17 protein-coding genes are annotated in these 16,621 nt (G+C 71.4%); 15 read left to right on the top strand and 2 right to left on the bottom strand.

Features of this window, described 5'->3' with window-relative positions; genetic code table 11:
* The 3 genes from ACYVIH_RS17135 to ACYVIH_RS17145 are packed head-to-tail and all read left to right on the top strand — an operon-like array spanning position 1 to position 2,155.
* On the top strand, positions 1–696 hold the full coding sequence (locus tag ACYVIH_RS17135; protein WP_460870710.1) for a LamB/YcsF family protein: 696 nt from the start codon (positions 1–3) through the stop codon (positions 694–696).
* A complete protein-coding gene (locus tag ACYVIH_RS17140) occupies positions 693–1,304 on the top strand; it encodes a 5-oxoprolinase subunit B family protein (protein ID WP_460870711.1) in 612 nt (203 codons plus the stop codon). Before ACYVIH_RS17135 ends, ACYVIH_RS17140 begins: the two co-directional genes overlap by 4 nt.
* Positions 1,301–2,155 (top strand): 5-oxoprolinase subunit C family protein, encoded by an 855-nt coding sequence (locus tag ACYVIH_RS17145; protein ID WP_460870712.1) that lies wholly within the window; start codon positions 1,301–1,303, stop codon positions 2,153–2,155. The genes ACYVIH_RS17140 and ACYVIH_RS17145 overlap by 4 nt, the downstream gene beginning before the upstream one ends.
* Here the strand turns inward: ACYVIH_RS17145 and ACYVIH_RS17150 are convergent.
* Entirely contained in the window at positions 2,152–3,468 is a 1,317-nt protein-coding gene (locus ACYVIH_RS17150; RefSeq protein ID WP_460870713.1) for a DNA polymerase IV, read from the bottom strand. The genes ACYVIH_RS17145 and ACYVIH_RS17150 overlap by 4 nt on opposite strands.
* 141 nt (positions 3,469–3,609) lie before the next feature.
* Here ACYVIH_RS17150 and ACYVIH_RS17155 point away from each other — a divergent pair, with 141 nt between their 5' ends.
* Both ACYVIH_RS17155 and ACYVIH_RS17160 read left to right on the top strand, forming a co-directional pair.
* Positions 3,610–4,629, top strand: coding sequence for a DUF4192 domain-containing protein (locus tag ACYVIH_RS17155; RefSeq protein WP_460870714.1), 1,020 nt, complete (start codon positions 3,610–3,612; stop codon positions 4,627–4,629).
* 102 nt (positions 4,630–4,731) lie between these two features.
* Positions 4,732–6,201: a glutamate-cysteine ligase family protein gene (locus tag ACYVIH_RS17160; protein WP_460870715.1), complete on the top strand. Its 1,470-nt coding sequence runs from the start codon at positions 4,732–4,734 to the stop codon at positions 6,199–6,201.
* Positions 6,202–6,244: 43 nt separating this feature from the next.
* Here the strand turns inward: ACYVIH_RS17160 and ACYVIH_RS17165 are convergent, their stop codons facing one another.
* A complete protein-coding gene (locus tag ACYVIH_RS17165) occupies positions 6,245–6,649 on the bottom strand; it encodes a hypothetical protein (protein WP_460870717.1) in 405 nt (134 codons plus the stop codon).
* 139 nt (positions 6,650–6,788) lie between these two features.
* Here ACYVIH_RS17165 and ACYVIH_RS17170 point away from each other — a divergent pair, with 139 nt between their 5' ends.
* The 10 genes from ACYVIH_RS17170 (at position 6,789) to ACYVIH_RS17215 (ending at position 16,619) form a co-directional block, all read left to right on the top strand.
* Complete coding sequence (locus ACYVIH_RS17170; protein ID WP_460870718.1) at positions 6,789–7,193, top strand: universal stress protein; 405 nt, start codon at positions 6,789–6,791, stop codon at positions 7,191–7,193.
* A gap of 220 nt (positions 7,194–7,413) precedes the next feature.
* Positions 7,414–10,302, top strand: coding sequence for a Na+/H+ antiporter subunit A (locus ACYVIH_RS17175; RefSeq protein WP_460870719.1), 2,889 nt, complete (start codon positions 7,414–7,416; stop codon positions 10,300–10,302).
* Complete coding sequence (locus ACYVIH_RS17180; protein WP_460870720.1) at positions 10,299–10,754, top strand: Na(+)/H(+) antiporter subunit C; 456 nt, start codon at positions 10,299–10,301, stop codon at positions 10,752–10,754. The genes ACYVIH_RS17175 and ACYVIH_RS17180 overlap by 4 nt, the downstream gene beginning before the upstream one ends.
* Positions 10,754–12,451, top strand: coding sequence for a Na+/H+ antiporter subunit D (locus ACYVIH_RS17185; RefSeq protein WP_460870722.1), 1,698 nt, complete (start codon positions 10,754–10,756; stop codon positions 12,449–12,451). Before ACYVIH_RS17180 ends, ACYVIH_RS17185 begins: the two co-directional genes overlap by 1 nt.
* Positions 12,448–13,032, top strand: a complete 585-nt coding sequence (locus tag ACYVIH_RS17190; RefSeq protein WP_460870723.1) for a Na+/H+ antiporter subunit E — start codon at positions 12,448–12,450, stop codon at positions 13,030–13,032. The genes ACYVIH_RS17185 and ACYVIH_RS17190 overlap by 4 nt, the downstream gene beginning before the upstream one ends.
* Positions 13,029–13,307, top strand: a complete 279-nt coding sequence (locus tag ACYVIH_RS17195) for a monovalent cation/H+ antiporter complex subunit F (protein ID WP_460870724.1) — start codon at positions 13,029–13,031, stop codon at positions 13,305–13,307. The genes ACYVIH_RS17190 and ACYVIH_RS17195 overlap by 4 nt, the downstream gene beginning before the upstream one ends.
* Positions 13,304–13,672: a monovalent cation/H(+) antiporter subunit G gene (mnhG, locus tag ACYVIH_RS17200; protein ID WP_460870725.1), complete on the top strand. Its 369-nt coding sequence runs from the start codon at positions 13,304–13,306 to the stop codon at positions 13,670–13,672. Before ACYVIH_RS17195 ends, mnhG begins: the two co-directional genes overlap by 4 nt.
* A 57-nt stretch (positions 13,673–13,729) precedes the next feature.
* Entirely contained in the window at positions 13,730–14,293 is a 564-nt protein-coding gene (locus ACYVIH_RS17205) for an HhH-GPD-type base excision DNA repair protein (RefSeq protein ID WP_460870726.1), read from the top strand.
* 269 nt (positions 14,294–14,562) lie between these two features.
* Entirely contained in the window at positions 14,563–15,903 is a 1,341-nt protein-coding gene (locus ACYVIH_RS17210) for an RNA polymerase sigma factor (protein ID WP_460870749.1), read from the top strand.
* 140 nt (positions 15,904–16,043) lie between these two features.
* Positions 16,044–16,619, top strand: coding sequence for a hypothetical protein (locus ACYVIH_RS17215; protein WP_460870727.1), 576 nt, complete (start codon positions 16,044–16,046; stop codon positions 16,617–16,619).
* The last annotated feature ends 2 nt before the right edge of the window (positions 16,620–16,621 follow it).

The raw sequence follows: 16,621 nt of genomic DNA on the forward strand, positions 1-16,621 counted from the left end.
GTGGACACGATCGACCTCAACGCCGACCTCGGCGAGGGCGTCACCGACGACATCGGGCTGCTCGCGCTGGTGACCAGTGCCAACGTCGCCTGCGGCTACCACGCCGGCGACGAGCCGATCATGCGCGCGGTGTGTACGGAGGCGGCGGCTCGAGGCGTCGCAGTCGGGGCGCAGGTGTCGTACGACGACCGCGAGAACTTCGGTCGTCGCCACCTCGACGTGCCCTTCGAGACACTGCGCGAGCAGGTCGCGCACCAGGTCGGGCTGCTCGACGAGATCGCCCGCGCCTGCGGCACCCGGGTGTCCTACGTCAAGCCGCACGGCGCGCTCTACAACCGGGTGGTGCACGACGAGGAGCAGGCTCGTGCCGTGCTGGCCGGGTCCGGCGACCTGCCCGTCCTCGGCCTGCCCGGCTCGCTGTTCCTCGAGCTCGCCGCCGCCCTGGGCCGGGAGATCCACCGGGAGGGCTTCCCCGACCGGGCCTACACCCCCGAGGGTCGGCTCGTCCCGCGCGACCAGCCGGGCGCGGTGCACCACCAGCCGTCGGTGATCGCTGCCCGCGCGCTGGAGATGGCCCGCTCCGGCGATGTGGCGTCCGTCTGCGTCCACGGCGACTCGCCGGCCGCCGTCCGCAGTGCCGCGGAGGTCCGCCGCACGCTGGAGACCGCGGGGCTGACCTTGCGGAGCTTCGCATGAGGCTGCTGCGTGTCGGGGTGGACTCGCTGCTCGCGGAGGTCGCCGACACCGCTGCAGCCACCAGGCTCTACGACGAGGCGCTGAGCCGCCGGGTGGCTGCCGCCGACGTCGTGCCCGCCGCCCGCACGGTCCTCTTCTCCGGGGTGGCCGACGTCGACCGGCTCGAGGCCGAGCTGGCCGGCTGGGACCTCGAGGCGTCGGCGGGGCCGGCACCCGGCAGCGGCCCGCTGGTGGAGGTGCCGACGGTGTACGACGGTCCCGACCTCGACGACGTGGCCCGGCACTGGGACCTGTCGACCCAGGAGGTGGTCGACCTGCACACCTCCACCGAGATGGTGGTGGCGTTCTGCGGGTTCGCCCCCGGCTTCGCGTACTGCACCGGGCACGGGCTGCCGAGCGCCGTCCCCCGGTTGCCCGAGCCGCGCACCCGCGTGCCCGCCGGGGCGGTCGGTCTCGCCGACACGTTCACCGGTGTGTACCCGGCGCCGTCGCCGGGAGGCTGGCGGCTGATCGGGCACACCGACCTCCCGTTGTGGGACGAGACCCGTCCGCAGCCCGCGACGCTGGCGCCCGGGACCAGGGTGCGTTTCGTGGAGGTACGGCGGTGACGGTGTCCCTGACCGTCGAGGACCCGGGGCCGCTCACCACCGTGCAGGACCTCGGCCGTCGCGGGTACGCCCACCTGGGTGTTCCCCGCGCCGGGGCGCTCGACCTCGAGGCGGCCGGCTACGCCAACCGGCTCGTCGGAAACCCGGTGGACGCAGCCGTCCTCGAGACCACGCTCGGTGGGGTCGCGGTGCAGGTGTCGGGCTCCACCGTGGTCGCGGTCACGGGTGCACCCGCGGCGGTGACCGTCGACGGGCGGCCCCGGCCGCTCGCCGAGCCGGTGCACGTGTCGGCAGGTCAGACCATGCGGGTCGGGCCGGCCACCTCCGGGCTGCGCAGCTATGTCGCGTTCGCGGGCGGGCTCGACGTGGCGCCGGTGCTCGGCTCCCGGTCGACCGACACCCTGTCCGGCCTCGGGCCACCGCCGCTGCGAGCCGGGGACCGGCTGGAGCTGGGAGCGCCGGTGGGCAGCCCACACGGCGTCGACGTGCCCGTCGTACACCGGTATCCCGACGCGGTCCGGGTCCGGGTGATCCCGGGCCCCCGGGTCGACTGGTTCTCCGAGGACGTCCTCGCGCGGCTCACCGAGGGCAGCTACACGGTCTCCTCGCACTCCAACCGGATCGGGCTGCGGTTGGAAGGCCCTCCGCTCCCACGCCGGCAGGACGACGAGCTGCCCAGTGAGGGACTCGTGCTCGGGGCGGTGCAGGTCCCGGCCTCGGGGCAGCCGCTGGTGTTCCTCAACGACCACCCGACGACCGGCGGCTACCCGGTGGTGGCGGTGGTGCACCCCGAGGACCTCCGCACCTGCGCGCAGCTGCGGCCCGGGGCGTCGGTGCGGCTGGTGGTCTAGCGGCCTCGCGGCACCGGCGTCAGCTCCGGGTCGTCGGTCCGGAACGTCTTCACCGGGCCCGGGGGAGTCTCTGCGGTCTCGAACCGGACCGTCACCAGTCCGCGGCCCGATCCCCACACCCAGCCGGGGCCGTGCTCGGCGTGGACCACGTCCATCCCCGGCGCCCACCGGCGGCTTCGGGTCACCTGCTCGATCGCCTCGTCGGTGACCGGCTCTCGTTCCGGCTCGGGCTCGGGGCCGAGGTCGGCGAAGAGGTCCTCCTGGATCCAGTCGGCGAGCCCCGAGACCCCGACCCCGAGCAGCCGCACCCCGCCGGAGGTGTCGACCTCGGCCAGCAGTGACCGCGCCAGCCGGGCGACCACTCGCGGCTCGTCGGTCGGCGCCGCCAGGGTGGTCGAGCGGGTGTGCGTGGAGAAGTCGTGCAGCCGCACCTTCACGGTGACCGTGCGCCCGGAGAGCCGAGCCTTGCGGAGCCGCTCGGTCACCTGGCGTGCCTGCCGCTCCAGCAGCCCCTCCAGCAGGCGGCGGTCGACGAGGTCGGTGTCGTAGGTGCCCTCGACACTGATCGACTTCGCCTCGCGCTCCGCGACCACCGGGCGGTCGTCCTCGGCCCTGGCGAGGTGGTACAGGCCGGTGCCGTGCGCCTGCCCGAGCAGCCGGACCAGCTCTTCGAGGGAGACCCGCTCCAGGTCGGCGACCGTGTGCACGCCGGCGCGTCTGAGCCGCTCGGCGGTCGCCGGGCCCACGCCGGGGATGACGTTCACCTTCATCGGACGCAGCAGGTCGCGCTCAGCGCCCGGCGGGACGACCACCAGCCCGTCCGGCTTCTCCAGGTCGCTGGCGATCTTGGCGACCAGCTTGGAGGTGCCGATGCCCACCGACCCGTGCAGGCCCCCGGTGACCCGGTGCACGTCGAGCTTGAGCTGCTCGGCGACGGCGGTGACCCCGGCGACCGTGAGGTCGTCGAGATCGGCGGCGGCGAGGTCGACGTACGCCTCGTCCAGCGAGAGCGGCTCCACGAGCGGCGAGAGCTCACGCAGCAGCCCCATGACCGCGGCGCTGGCCTCGCGGTAGGCGTCGAACCGGCCGGAGAGGAAGGCGGCGTGCGGGCAGCGGGACCGGGCCTCGGCCGTCGACATCGCCGAGCGGACGCCGTAGGCGCGGGCCTCGTAGGAGGCGGTCGCCACCACGCCCCGGCCGCCGACCCCGCCGACCACGACCGGCTTCCCTCGCAGCGACGGCTTGTCCCGCTGCTCGACCGCGGCGAAGAACGCGTCGAGGTCGACGTGGAGGATCGTCGGGTCGGCGCGCACGGGCCCATCATGCCTGCCGACGCCCCCGGACTCCGGGCCCGTCGGGCCGGCACCGATCCACAAGTACGGCGCTCACCCGGCTCGTCCACAGCCCACGGCACGGCCCCGGACACGGGGCGCTCGGTGCTGGAGCGTTGCCTCATGAACGACTCCGTACTCCGCATCAAGTCCCCTGCCGACCTCCTGGCCCTGGTGCCGTGCGTGATCGGCTTCCACCCCCAGGACTCGCTGGTCCTGGTCGCCCTGGCCGGCGTGGGCAGCAACCTGCACGCCCGCGTCGACCTGATGGCCGACGACGAGGTCCTCGACGCCTCGCTCGCAATCCTGGTCACCGCGACCCGGCGCAACGGCGCGCACACGGTCGCGCTGGTCGCCTACACCGCCGACCCGCTGCTGGCCGAGGACGCCGTCGACCAGCTCTCCGACGTGCTCGCGGAGATCGGTGTCGAGGTGGTGGTCGCGATCCGCGCCGACGAAGGGAGGTGGTACTCCCTGGACTGCGACGACGACTGCTGCCCGCCCGAGGGCCGGCCCTACGACCTCAGCACGCACCCGTTCACGGCCCAGTCGGTGCTCGACGGCAAGGTCACCTTCCGCAGCCGCCAGGAGCTGGTCGACTCCCTGGTGCCGGTCGACCTCGACCAGGTCGACGCGGTCGCCGCCGCGGCCGCCGAGGCGACGCGCCGGCTGGAGACCGCCGACCGGGACGCCTTCGGTGTGCGCGAGCTGCACGGACGCCGGCGGCACCTCGTCACGGAGGGACGTTGGGTGCGCGACCGGGTGCGCGGCTACCTGGTCACCCGTGAGCCGCTCGACGCACACGAGGTGGGCAGGCTGGTGGCTGCCCTCACCTGCGCCGACGTGCGCGACGTCGCCTGGTCGGAGATGACCCGGGAGAACGCTCCGGACCACGTCCACCTGTGGCGTGACGTGGTGCAGCGGACGCCGTTGGACCTGCTCGCGGCGCCTGCAGGCCTGCTGGGTTTCGCGGCGTGGCTCTCCGGTGACGGTGCGCTCGCGTGGTGCGCAGTCGACCGGTGCCGCGAGGCGGACCCCGGGTACCACATGGCCGGACTCCTGGCGCAGACCCTGTTGGGCGCCATCCCGCCGTCGACGTGGCGCCCGATCGCCGCTGACGACCTGCCGCTGTTCGCCGGCTGAGGGCCTCGCCGGGTCCGAGGACGCGGATGCCGATCGGTGGTCCCGGTCGCGTTCTGGGCGCGCTCCTGGGCCGGCCTACCGGGTTGGCTCTAGGCTTCCGGCATGGGCGAAGAGGTCGGTCAGCACGAGTTCTCGCGCGAGGACCGCACGAGGTACCGCGAGAAGGTGCGTCAGTGTCTCGACGTCTTCGCCCGGATGCTGCGGGAGTCGCGGTTCGACACCGACGACCCGATGACGGGGCTGGAGATCGAGCTCAACCTCGTCGACGACAGCGGCCGACCGGCACTGAAGAACGCCGAGGCGCTCGAGGCGATCGCCGACCCGAAGTTCGTGACCGAGCTCGGCCAGTTCAACCTCGAGATCAACGTCGCGCCGAAGCTGCTCAGTCAGCACGGCTTCACCGACTTCGAGCAGGAGATCCGCAGCTGCCTGAACGGCGCCGAGGACCGCGCGTCCAAGGCGGGGGCGCACCTGGTGATGATCGGGATCCTGCCCACGCTGGGCGCCGGACACATGAGCCCGGCCTCGCTGAGCCCCAACCCCCGCTACCAGCTGCTCAGCGACCAGATCCTGGCCGCTCGCGGCGAGGACCTGGCCATCGACATCGCCGGCGTCGAGCGGCTGCGCACCACCTCGGACTCGATCGTCCCCGAGGCGGCGTGCACGAGCACCCAGTTCCACGTGCAGGTCAGCCCCGACGACTTCCCGGCCTACTGGAACGCCTCCCAGGCGATCGCCGGGATCCAGCTCGCCCTCGGCGCGAACTCGCCGTTCCTGCTCGGCAAGGAGCTGTGGGCGGAGACCAGGATCGCGCTGTTCGAGCAGGCGACCGACACCCGCAGCGAGGAGCTGAAGGCGCAGGGCGTCCGCCCCCGCGTCTGGTTCGGCGAGCGGTGGATCAACTCGATCTTCGACCTGTTCGAGGAGAACGTCCGCTACTTCCCTGCGCTGCTGCCGATCATCGAGGACGAGGACCCGCTCGAGGTGCTCGAGCACGGTGGGACGCCCGAGCTCTCCGAGCTACGGCTCCACAACGGCACGATCTACCGCTGGAACCGTCCTGTGTACGACACCGTGGACGGGCTTCCGCACCTGCGGGTGGAGAACCGGGTCCTGCCGGCCGGCCCCACCGTGGCCGACACGATGGCCAACGCCGCGTTCTACTTCGGTCTGGTGCGCACCCTCGCCGAGCACGAGCGGCCGCTGTGGTCGCAGATGTCCTTCAGCGCCGCCGAGGAGAACTTCCACGTCGCGGCGCGGCAGGGGATCGAGGCGAACGTCTACTGGCCCGGCATCGGCCAGGTGCCCGCCACCGAGCTCGTCGTGCGCCGGCTGCTGCCGATGGCGCGCGCCGGTCTCGACGCCTGGGGCGTGGCGGCCGAGGAGCGTGACCGGCTGCTCGGGATCATCGAGCAGCGCTGCCTGACAGGCCGCAACGGCGCCTCCTGGTTCTCCGAGGCGTTCCATCGCCGGTGGCGCGACGGCGACGACCGCACCGAGGCCCTGCGGCAGACCCTCAACGAGTACCGGACCAACATGCACACCAACCAGCCGGTGCACACCTGGGAGTAGAGGGTTCCGAGACGGTCGCTCCGCTGCCTACGCAACCGCCGGGTCAGATCCGCAGCCGCTTCCAGGTCCTGCCCTCGCCGGTGCGTACGTCGATCCACCCGCTGCGGGTCAGCGACCAGACCGCCTCGAGGTCACGCGACACCGCCCCGAACGCCAGCGTGCTCGCGGACAGCCAGGCCAGGTCCTCGTCCTGGCAGCCGCCTTCGCCGGCACGAGTGAGCCACACACACGCTGCCACCTCGTCGGGCAGTGCCGCCAGCAGCTCCAGCACCACCTCGACCCGGGTGCCGGCGTCGACCACCGGATCGCCGTAGCGCACCGCACAGCTGCGTGCGTCGCCGTCGAGCCGGCCGACGTGCACGACGGTGTCGAACCGGGGCCGACGCTGGAGCCGGCGCAGCCGCCCGACCTCCAGGCGAAGCAGCGCCGCGGTCTCGGGTGAGGTCATGGGCCAAGCCTGCCCGTGTCCGCGCGGTCGCGTCGTGCCCCATCCACAGGTGCACGTCCTCCCTCCTGCGGTAGCGTGCGAGGTGACCCTCGCCGCTGCCGCGGGGGACCGCAGACACGTGTGAGAGAGAGGACGGTCGATGGGGACCATCGTGGTGGGATACGTGCCGAAGCCGGAGGGCAAGGCCGCCCTGCGGCGCGCCGCCGAGGAGGCCAAGCTGAGGGGGTCGCGGCTGGTGGTCGTGAACTCCCACCGCGGCGGCCGTGAGTTCGACCGCGACGACGCCATCGAGTCCGAGTCGCAGCTGCAGGAGGTCAAGGCCGAGCTGGAGTCGCACGGCGTCGAGCACGACCTGCGGCAGCTCGTGCGCGGCATGGACCCCGCCGAGGACCTGGTGAACGTGGCCGAGGAGGTCAAGGCGGACCTGATCGTGATCGGCCTGCGCCGCCGCTCGCCCGTCGGGAAGCTGATCCTGGGCAGCAACGCCCAGCGGGTCCTGCTGGACGCGCCGTGCCCGGTCCTGGCGGTCAAGGCCACCGAGTAGCCCACTGCCGTCGACCGAGGGGCGGTCCGGCCTGTGCCGGGCCGCCCTCGGTCGGTCCGGGAGCGCACGCGGTCGAGGAGCCGACGACAGCAGGCTGCCTGACGGCCCGGCCGAGGCCGAGGTGAGGCCGATAGGGTGAGCGCGGGCTCGTTGCCCATGTCGCTGCCGGGCCGGGCAGGGTGACGATCCGGATCGACCCAGACGGACGGAGGGAGACGGCGTGCTCGCGCTGGTCGTCGCGCACTTCGCCGCCGCTGCTGTCGCTCCATGGGTGGTGCGTGTCCTGGGACCCCGGGCGTTCCTGCTCCTGGCGCTGGTGCCGGCGATCGCGGCAGGGTGGACCATCGCCCAGGCGACGGCCGTCGCTGACGGCTCGATCCCGACCGCGACGGTCCCATGGGTTCCGAGCCTAGGCCTGGAGCTAGCCCTGAGCCTGACCACCGTCCAATGGCTGCTCGCCCTGGTGGTCACCGGTGTGGGAGCGCTCGTCCTGGCCTACTGTGCCTGGTACTTCAGCGTCGGTTCCCCTGGTCTTGCCGGCTTCGCCGGCACGTTCACGGCGTTCGCCGGAGCCATGCTCGGACTGGTGCTCGCCGACGACCTCCTGCTGCTGTACGTGTTCTGGGAGCTCACGACCGTCTTCTCCTTCCTGCTCATCGGCCACAACCCGGCTCGACGCGCCAGCCGGGCGGCGGGGATGCAGGCCCTGATCGTGACCACGTTCGGCGGGCTCGCCATGCTGGTCGGCGTACTCCTCCTCGGGGCCGAGGCAGGCAGCTTCCGGGTCAGCGTGCTGCTGGCCAGCCCGCCGTCGGGCACGGTGGTCACGGTCGCTGTCCTGCTCCTGCTGCTCGGTGCTGCGACGAAGTCCGCCCTGATCCCGTTCCACTTCTGGCTCCCCGCTGCGATGGCCGCGCCGACCCCCGTCAGTGCGTATCTGCACGCCGCCGCGATGGTGAAGGCTGGCGTCTTCCTGGTGGCGCTCCTGGCTCCCGCGTTCGCCGACGTCCCCGGTTGGCGCGAGCTGCTGCTCCCGCTGGGGCTGCTCACCATGCTCGTCGGCGGCTGGCGGGCGCTGGGCCAGCACGACCTCAAGCTGCTTCTCGCGTTCGGCACCGTCAGCCAGCTGGGCTTCCTCCTCGTCGTCGTCGGGCTCGGCACTCGGTCCGCGGCGTTGGCGGGGCTCGCGATGCTGGGCGCCCACGCGCTGTTCAAGGCCACGCTCTTCCTGGTGGTCGGGATCATCGACCGGCGGGCCGGGACGCGCGACCTGCGTCAGCTGTCCGGGCTCTGGCGCTCGCTTCCCTGGGTCGCCGGCGTCGCCGTACTCGCGGGTGCCTCCATGGCGGGCATCCCACCGATGTCGGGTTTCGTCGCCAAGGAGGGTGTCTTCACCGCTGTGGTGGACGTCGCCCGGTCCGGGGACGGCACCGGCCTGGCGGGGTGGGCGGGATGGACCCTCGCCGCCGGTCTGGTCCTCGGCTCGGCGCTGACCGTGGCCTACAGCGCACGCTTCCTGTGGGGAGCGTTCGCGGCCAAGTCCGGTGTCGAGCCGACCCGGGCGGAGCGACCCGGTTTCGGGTTCCTCATGCCACCGGCCCTGCTCGCAGCCTCGGCGCTCGCCCTGGGCTTCGCCGGTGACCAGGTGACGGGGCTGCTCGCACCGTACGCCGAGCAGTGGCCGGCCGGTGCCCACGAACCGAAGCTCAGCCTGTGGCACGGCGTCGGGATCCCGCTGTGGATGTCCGTGGCTTCCCTGGCCGGCGGCCTCCTGATCTTCCGGGCGCGCGAGCCGCTCGCCGCCCTCGACTCGAGGCTGCCGAAGCGGTTCAGTGCGGAGAGCGGGTATCGCTGGTCCGTGCGGGTGCTCGACCGCGCGGCCGTCGAGGTGACCGGGCGGACCCAGCGCGGCTCGGTGGCGATCTACCTCGGCGTCATCCTCAGCGTGCTGGTGCTGGTGCCAGGCACGGCAATGGCGCGCGCCGTCGACGGCCCCTTCCGGTACACCTGGTGGGACTCTCCGGCCCAGCTGGTCGTGACCGCAGGAATCGTCGTGGGTGCGATCCTGACCACGCGGTCCCGGCGTCGGCTCAAGGCCGTCGTGCTCGTCGGGACCACCGGCTACGGCACGGCGCTGTTGTTCGTCCTGCATGGCGCACCGGACCTGGCGTTGACCCAGGTGCTGGTCGAGACCGTGACGATCGTCGTCTTCGTACTGGTGCTGCGCCGGCTGCCGGACTACTTCACCGATCGGCCGCTGACCCGTACCCGGTACTGGCGGATGGCCATCGGCGCTCTCGTCGCACTCGGTGTCGCGGGCTTCATGCTGCTGTCGACCAACGCCCGGACCGCCGAGCCGGTCTCGGTCGGCTTTGCTCCTGAGGCCGTGGCCTTCGGCGGGGGCTACAACATCGTCAACGTCACTCTCGTCGACATCCGTGCCTGGGACACGATGGGGGAGCTCGCCGTACTTCTGGCCGCCGCGACAGGGGTCGCGAGCCTGCTCTTCATCGAGACAAGGGGCGCCTCCATCCGCCGCGTCCACGAGATCCCGTACCCGGCAGGTGTCGAGAAGCTGCCCACCACGCCAGGCCGCCGGGTCTGGCTGCCGGCGGGGCGCACCCTCTCGCCGGAACGACGCTCGATCATCGTCGAGGTGGTCACCCGGCTGTTGTTCCACACGATCATCGTCTTCTCGCTCTACCTGCTCTTCAGCGGCCACAACAACCCCGGTGGTGGGTTTGCGGCCGGGCTGGTGACCGGCCTGGCGCTGCTCGTCCGCTACCTCGCGGGCGGGCGCTACGAGCTCGACGAGGCCGCACCGGTCGACGCGGGCGTGCTGGTGGGCATCGGTCTGTTCGTGGCCACGGGGTCGGGTCTGCTGCCCCTGGCCTTCGGCGGGACGGTGCTCCAGAGTGCGGTCTTCGACCTGCACCTGCCGCTGCTCGGCGAGATCCACTTCGTGACCTCGCTGCTGTTCGACGTCGGGGTCTACGTCGTGATCGTGGGCCTCATGCTCGACCTGCTGCGCAGCCTGGGCTCGGGCATCGACCGGCACATCCTGCGTGAGGAGCGCGAGGCCGAAGCCGCCATCGGAGGTGGCGTATGACCACGAACCTGAGCCTCGTGATCGCCGCGTCGGCGATGATCGGGTGCGGCGTCTACCTGCTCCTCGAGCGCAGCCTGACCCGCGTGCTGGTCGGTCTCGTGATGATGAGCAACGGCGTCAACGTCGCCCTCTTGCTCTCCGGGGGGCCGGCCGGGCGCGCGCCGATCGTCGACGAAAGCGATCCGCGGACGATGAGCGATCCTCTGCCGCAGGCGCTGATACTCACGGCGATCGTGATCACCCTCGGCACGACTGCGTTCATGCTGGCGATGGCCTACCGGTCCTGGCAGCTGAGCGGTCACGACGACGTCCAGGACGACGTCGAGGACGCAGCGATCCGCAAGCTCGCGATCATCGATGAGGTTTCCGACAGCTTCGACCTCACCGAGGCCGGCGACGAGGGACCCGACAAGGCGGAGTCCGGCGAGGTGCCGACCGGGGAACGAACGTGATGAACGCACTCGTCCCGCTCCCAGTGATCCTGCCCCTGGCCGGTGCCGGGCTGACGCTCGTGCTCAGCGGTCGACCCCGTGCCCAGCGGGTGGTCAGCATCCTCGCCCTGGTGGCCGTGGCGGTCGTCGCGGCTGTGCTGGCCGTCCAGGCGGACCGGTCGGGACCCCAGGCGCTCCGGATCGGTGCCTGGCCCGAGCCGCTCGGGATCTCCCTGGTGGCCGACCGGCTGGCCTCGATCATGTTGCTGGTGTCGGCGCTGGTGACGCTCGCGGTGCTCGTGTACTCGGTCGGTCAGGGCATGACCGAGGAGGCCGAGAGCGCCCCGTTGTCGGTCTACCACCCGTCGTTCCTTGTCCTGGTCGCCGGCGTCGCCAACGCCTTCCTGGCCGGTGACCTGTTCAACCTGTTCGTCAGCTTCGAGATGCTGCTGTTCGCCAGCTACGTCCTGCTCACCCTCGGGGGCACGGAGTCCCGGGTGCGGGCAGGCACGATCTACGTGGTCGTCAACATGCTGTCGTCGATGCTGTTCCTGATCGCGATCGCAGCCGTGTACGCCGCGACTGGCAGCCTCAACCTGGCCCAGCTGGCGGGTCGGATCGCGGACCTGCCGCCGGAAACGGCAGTGGTGCTGCAGCTGCTCCTCCTCACGACCTTCTCGGTGAAGGCCGCCGTCTTCCCGTTGTCGTTCTGGCTCCCGGACAGCTACCCGACCGCTCCCGCACCGGTGACCGCGGTCTTCGCGGGGCTGCTCACCAAGGTCGGTGTCTACGCGATCCTCCGCGTGCAGACCTTGCTGTTCCCCGACAGCCCGCTCACCACGCCCCTACTGGTCGCAGCCCTGCTGACGATGGTCGTGGGGATCCTCGGCGCCATCGCTCAGTCCGACATCAAGAGGATGCTGTCGTTCACGCTGGTGAGCCACATCGGCTACATGATCTTCGGCGTCGCCCTGGCCTCCGTCGCCGGCCTGTCCGCCGCGATCTTCTACGTCCTGCACCACATCACCATCCAGACCGGGTTGTTCCTCGTGGTGGGGCTCGTCGAGCACCGAGCCGGCAGCACGTCGCTTCTCCGACTCGGCGGCGTCGCTCGGTTGGCGCCGCTGCTCGGTGTGCTGTTCTTCGTCCCCGCGATGAACCTCGCGGGCATCCCACCGATGTCCGGCTTCCTCGGCAAGGTGGGGCTCGTCGCGGCAGCGGTAGAGATCGGCACCCCCCTGGCCTACGCCGTGGTCGTAGCTGCGGTCCTCGTCAGCCTCCTCACGCTGTACGCCGTCGCCAAGACTTGGAGCCTGGCGTTCTGGCGCACGCCGGAGGAGGCCCACGAGACGGCCCGCGCGCTGCGGAGCTCGGCCCCTGACGGGGACACCGGCGCTGCCGGCGAGCACGCTCCAGTCGCGTGGCGCCGGGGGAGGGTCCGGATCGGGCCCACCACGTTCGGGGAGCGCGAGCTCGCCGAGGCACGCACGATCGTCGACGAGGGCGAGGAGCGCGACCTCTACCAGCGGCTCGAGGCCGATGACCTTCCCTCGAGGATCCCCGCCACCATGACCGGGGCGACGGTCGCCCTGGTCGGGCTCAGTCTTCTCCTCACGGTCGTCGCCGGACCGCTCTTCGGGTTCACGGACCGGGCCGCAGCCGACCTGCGCGAGCGGGATCCCTACGTCACCGCGGTGCTCCCGGGAGGAGTCCGGTGAGCCCGGTCCTCAAGGAGCGTCGGGACGGGTCGACCCGGCCGGCCAGGTACCGCGCGCTGCAGCCGAGCGCACTGATCTGGCTCGTGATCGTGTGGATGTCGCTGTGGGGTGAAGTCAGCGTGGCCAACGCGGTCGGGGGCCTACTGGTCGCCGCGTCGGTGTCGCTGGTCTTCCCGCTTCCACCGCTGCGGATACACCTGCGCATCCGCCCCGTGGCGCTGGCCTGGTTGGCGCTCCGGTTCCTGTACGACGTCGTCGTCGCCAGCGTCCAGGTGGCATGGATCACGTTGACCGTCCGCGAGCTGCGCAACGCCGTCGTCGAGGTGAGCCTGAGGACGCCGTCGGACCTGGTCCTCACCCTGGTGGCCGAGATGACCTCGCTCGTCCCCGGCAGCGTGGTGATCGAGACCCGCCGCAGCAGCCACACGCTGTTCCTGCACGTGCTCGGCGTGAAGGACGCGGAGGGCGTCGAGGCGGCCCGCGAACACGTCCTGGCCACCGAACGCCGGGTGGTGCGCGCACTGGGCGTCGACGCCCTGCACCGGGAGACCGGGCAAGAAGAAGGAGAGGCGGCTCGATGAGCGTGGTCCTGATCATCGGAACCGTGCTGCTCACGCTCGCGGCGGCCATGGTCCTGGTGCGGATGGCGTGGGGGCCCACCATGCTCGACCGGATCGTCGCGTTCGACGTGCTCGTCGCGGTGATCATCTGCGCCCTCGGCCTGGAGGCTGCCGTGAACCAGCACGCGACGACACTGCCGATCATCCTGACCCTGAGCCTGCTGGGCTTCGTCGGTTCGGCGAGCGTCGCCTCGTTCTCCAAGGGGAGCCAGACCGTGGAAGGAGACCGGCCATGACCTGGTCGACCGTCGCCGACGTCGCCTCTGCGGCCTGCCTGCTGCTGGGCGCGGCACTCTCGTTCGTGGCGGCCCTCGGCATGCTCCGCTTCCCGGACCTACTGAGCCGGATCCACTCGGCCACCAAGCCGCAGGTGCTCGGCCTGATGCTGGTCCTGCTCGGCGTGGAGCTGCGGTTGCGTGACGCCGTGACACTGGGTCTGCTCGTGGTGGTGGTCCTCTTCCAGCTCGCCACCTCGCCGATCGCCAGCCACATGGTCGCCCGGGCCTCCTTCCGGGCCGGGCAGGTTCGCGACGACCTCCTGGTGGTCGACGAGCTCAGCGGTGTGCTGGACGGCCGTGAGGAGCCGCGCGGGGCGCCGTGACGGCGCCGTCCCGGTGCCGGGCCGAGCCGGTGGTCCTGGCTAGGGGATACTCGGGGCATGGCTCTTCGCATCGCGCAGGACCCGCAGGCAGACCAGGTCCTCGACGAGCATCCGTTCGCGTTGCTGACCGGCATGCTCCTCGACCAGCAGTTCCCGATGGAGCGCGCCTTCGCCGGACCGGCCAAGGTGCTCGAGCGGTTCGGCACCCTCGACCCGGCCGAGATCGCCGCCGCCGACCCGGAGCGGTTCGCCGACCTGTGCAGTGTCCCGCCGGCGGTGCACCGGTTCCCCGGCTCGATGGCAGCCCGGATCCAGGCGCTGGCCGCCCACGTCGTCGCGGAGTACGACGGCCGCACCGAGCGGCTGTGGGAGGAGGCGAGCAGCGGCAAGGACCTGCTCAGGCGGCTCCAGGCTCTTCCCGGGTTCGGCAAGCAGAAGGCGCAGATCTTCGTGGCCCTGCTGGGCAAGCAGCGCGGCGTGCGTCCCGACGGCTGGGAGGAGGCCGCCGGCGACTACGCCGAGACCGGCTCGTTCCGCTCGGTGGCCGACGTCGTGGACGACGCGTCGCTGGAGCGGGTCCGCGCCTTCAAGAAGGAGCAGAAGGCCAAGGCGCGCGCCTAGTTGGACGGGTATCGGCTTGGGTTGTCATGGTCCCGTGTCACAATGACGGTGCGGCTCTTGACGTGTACGGGCCCTGCCGCGCCCCCGAACCGTTTTACGAGAGGTAGTTCGTGTCGACGAGCACGTCCCGCAAGCTTCCCGCTGACATCCTTGCCCACCCCGAGGTCGTTGCCCTCCTCGAGCGTGGCAAGGCAGCCGGACAGGTCAGTTCCGACGCGGTGCGTGACACGAGCGAGGCCGCTTCCATCTCCGGCAAGCACCTCAAGGCGCTGCTGCGCTTCCTCACCGAGGAGGGCGTGACCGTCGTACTCTCCGCCGACGAGTCCACCTCCCGGAAGGTCGCGGCCGCCGCGAGCAGCCGGTCCACGGTGAAGGCGAGCACGGCCAAGAAGGCGCCGGCCAAGAAGGCGCCGGCGAAGAAGGCGGCTGCCAAGGACACCGAGGCCGCACCGGCAGCGAAGCCCGCCGCGGGCAGGACGACCACGAAGAAGGCCGCGGCCAAGAAGGCAGCCTCGGGCGCCGAGGCGCCGGCGGTCGGTCCCGACGGCAAGAAGGTGCTCCCCGACGTCCCCGACGAGGAGTTCGAGAAGGATCTCGCCACCGACCCGACCCTCAAGGAGGAGGAGGACGAGTCCAAGGGCTTCGTCATCTCCGCCGCCGACGACACCGACGAGCCGATCCAGCAGGTCATGGTCGCCGGTGCGACTGCCGACCCGGTCAAGGACTACCTCAAGCAGATCGGCAAGGTGCCGCTCCTCAACGCCGAGATGGAGGTCGAGCTGGCCAAGCGGATCGAGGCCGGCCTGTTCTCCGAGGAGAAGCTCGCCTCCGGCGCCAAGCTCTCCGACAAGGCGCGCGAGGAGCTGGAGTGGATCGCCGAGGACGGCCGGCGCGCGAAGAACCACCTGCTCGAGGCGAACCTCCGGCTCGTGGTCTCGCTGGCCAAGCGCTACACCGGCCGCGGCATGCTCTTCCTCGACCTGATCCAGGAGGGCAACCTCGGTCTGATCCGTGCGGTCGAGAAGTTCGACTACACCAAGGGCTACAAGTTCTCCACCTACGCCACCTGGTGGATCCGGCAGGCGATCACCCGCGCGATGGCCGACCAGGCCCGCACCATCCGGATCCCGGTGCACATGGTCGAGGTGATCAACAAGCTCGCGCGCGTCCAGCGGCAGATGCTGCAGGACCTCGGCCGCGAGCCCACCCCGGAGGAGCTCGCCAAGGAGCTCGACATGACCCCGGAGAAGGTCATCGAGGTGCAGAAGTACGGCCGCGAGCCGATCTCGCTGCACACGCCGCTCGGCGAGGACGGCGACTCCGAGTTCGGTGACCTCATCGAGGACTCCGAGGCGATCGTCCCGGCCGACGCCGTGTCGTTCACGCTGCTCCAGGAGCAGCTGCACGCCGTGCTCGACACGCTCTCCGAGCGCGAGGCCGGCGTGGTGTCGATGCGGTTCGGTCTCACCGACGGCCAGCCGAAGACCCTCGACGAGATCGGCAAGGTCTACGGCGTCACCCGCGAGCGGATCCGGCAGATCGAGTCCAAGACCATGTCGAAGCTGCGGCACCCGTCGCGCTCGCAGGTGCTGCGCGACTACCTCGACTGACGCGCCGTCCCCCGACAGCACGACGAGCACCCCCGCCGGAATGCAACCTCGGCGGGGGTGTTCGCGTCTTGGGTGCAGCGCCTCACGGTGAGGCGTACGACGGGCGGGGGACTCCGCCGTCGACCAGCACAGGAGCCACCTTGAACGCCATCACCACCACGCTGCGCCGTCTCGGCGTCGGGACCGCTGTCGCCGCCGCCACCCTCGCCCTGGCCGGGCCCGCCTCCGCGGAGACCCGGGTCTTCCTCGACGACAAGGGCGACCTGGCGCACGGCGCCGACATCAAGCGCGTCCGCGTCGTCAACGACGACCAGGTCCGGGTCAAGGTCGTGCACGACGACCTGGTCCGCTCCTACGAGAGCGGCAGCAGCATCGAGGTCTTCCTCGACACCGACCGCACCCGCAAGGGGCCGGAGTACGTCTTCCAGGGCGGCACGTTCGAGGGCGCCGACTACGGGCTGTTGCGGGCCAGGGGCTGGAAGGCGGCCAGCCGGCAGGCCGTGCCGATGCGGTGCGGCTACGTCATGAGGCTCGACTACGCCAAGGACACTGCCGTCATTCGGATCGACCGTGACTGCCTCGGCGCCCCGGGCCGGGTCCGTGTCGAGGTGAAGACCGGGGGCGAGCTCGTCCCCGAGGGCTCCGAGCCGGCCACCACGGCGGTGGACTGGCTGGGCCGCCCTCGTCAGTTCACCCCCTGGGTGAAGCGAGGCTGAAC

The sequence above is a fragment of the Nocardioides pakistanensis genome (assembly GCF_054781215.1).

Coding starts and splice junctions, on each gene's coding strand:
- ACYVIH_RS17140 (WP_460870711.1), top strand. CDS start 693: ATGAGGCTGCTGCGTGTCGGGGTGGACTCGCTGCTCGCGGAGGTCGCC.
- ACYVIH_RS17155 (WP_460870714.1), top strand. CDS start 3,610: ATGAACGACTCCGTACTCCGCATCAAGTCCCCTGCCGACCTCCTGGCC.
- ACYVIH_RS17160 (WP_460870715.1), top strand. CDS start 4,732: ATGGGCGAAGAGGTCGGTCAGCACGAGTTCTCGCGCGAGGACCGCACG.
- ACYVIH_RS17165 (WP_460870717.1), bottom strand. CDS start 6,649: ATGACCTCACCCGAGACCGCGGCGCTGCTTCGCCTGGAGGTCGGGCGG.
- ACYVIH_RS17170 (WP_460870718.1), top strand. CDS start 6,789: ATGGGGACCATCGTGGTGGGATACGTGCCGAAGCCGGAGGGCAAGGCC.
- ACYVIH_RS17180 (WP_460870720.1), top strand. CDS start 10,299: ATGACCACGAACCTGAGCCTCGTGATCGCCGCGTCGGCGATGATCGGG.
- ACYVIH_RS17185 (WP_460870722.1), top strand. CDS start 10,754: ATGAACGCACTCGTCCCGCTCCCAGTGATCCTGCCCCTGGCCGGTGCC.
- ACYVIH_RS17195 (WP_460870724.1), top strand. CDS start 13,029: ATGAGCGTGGTCCTGATCATCGGAACCGTGCTGCTCACGCTCGCGGCG.
- mnhG (WP_460870725.1), top strand. CDS start 13,304: ATGACCTGGTCGACCGTCGCCGACGTCGCCTCTGCGGCCTGCCTGCTG.
- ACYVIH_RS17205 (WP_460870726.1), top strand. CDS start 13,730: ATGGCTCTTCGCATCGCGCAGGACCCGCAGGCAGACCAGGTCCTCGAC.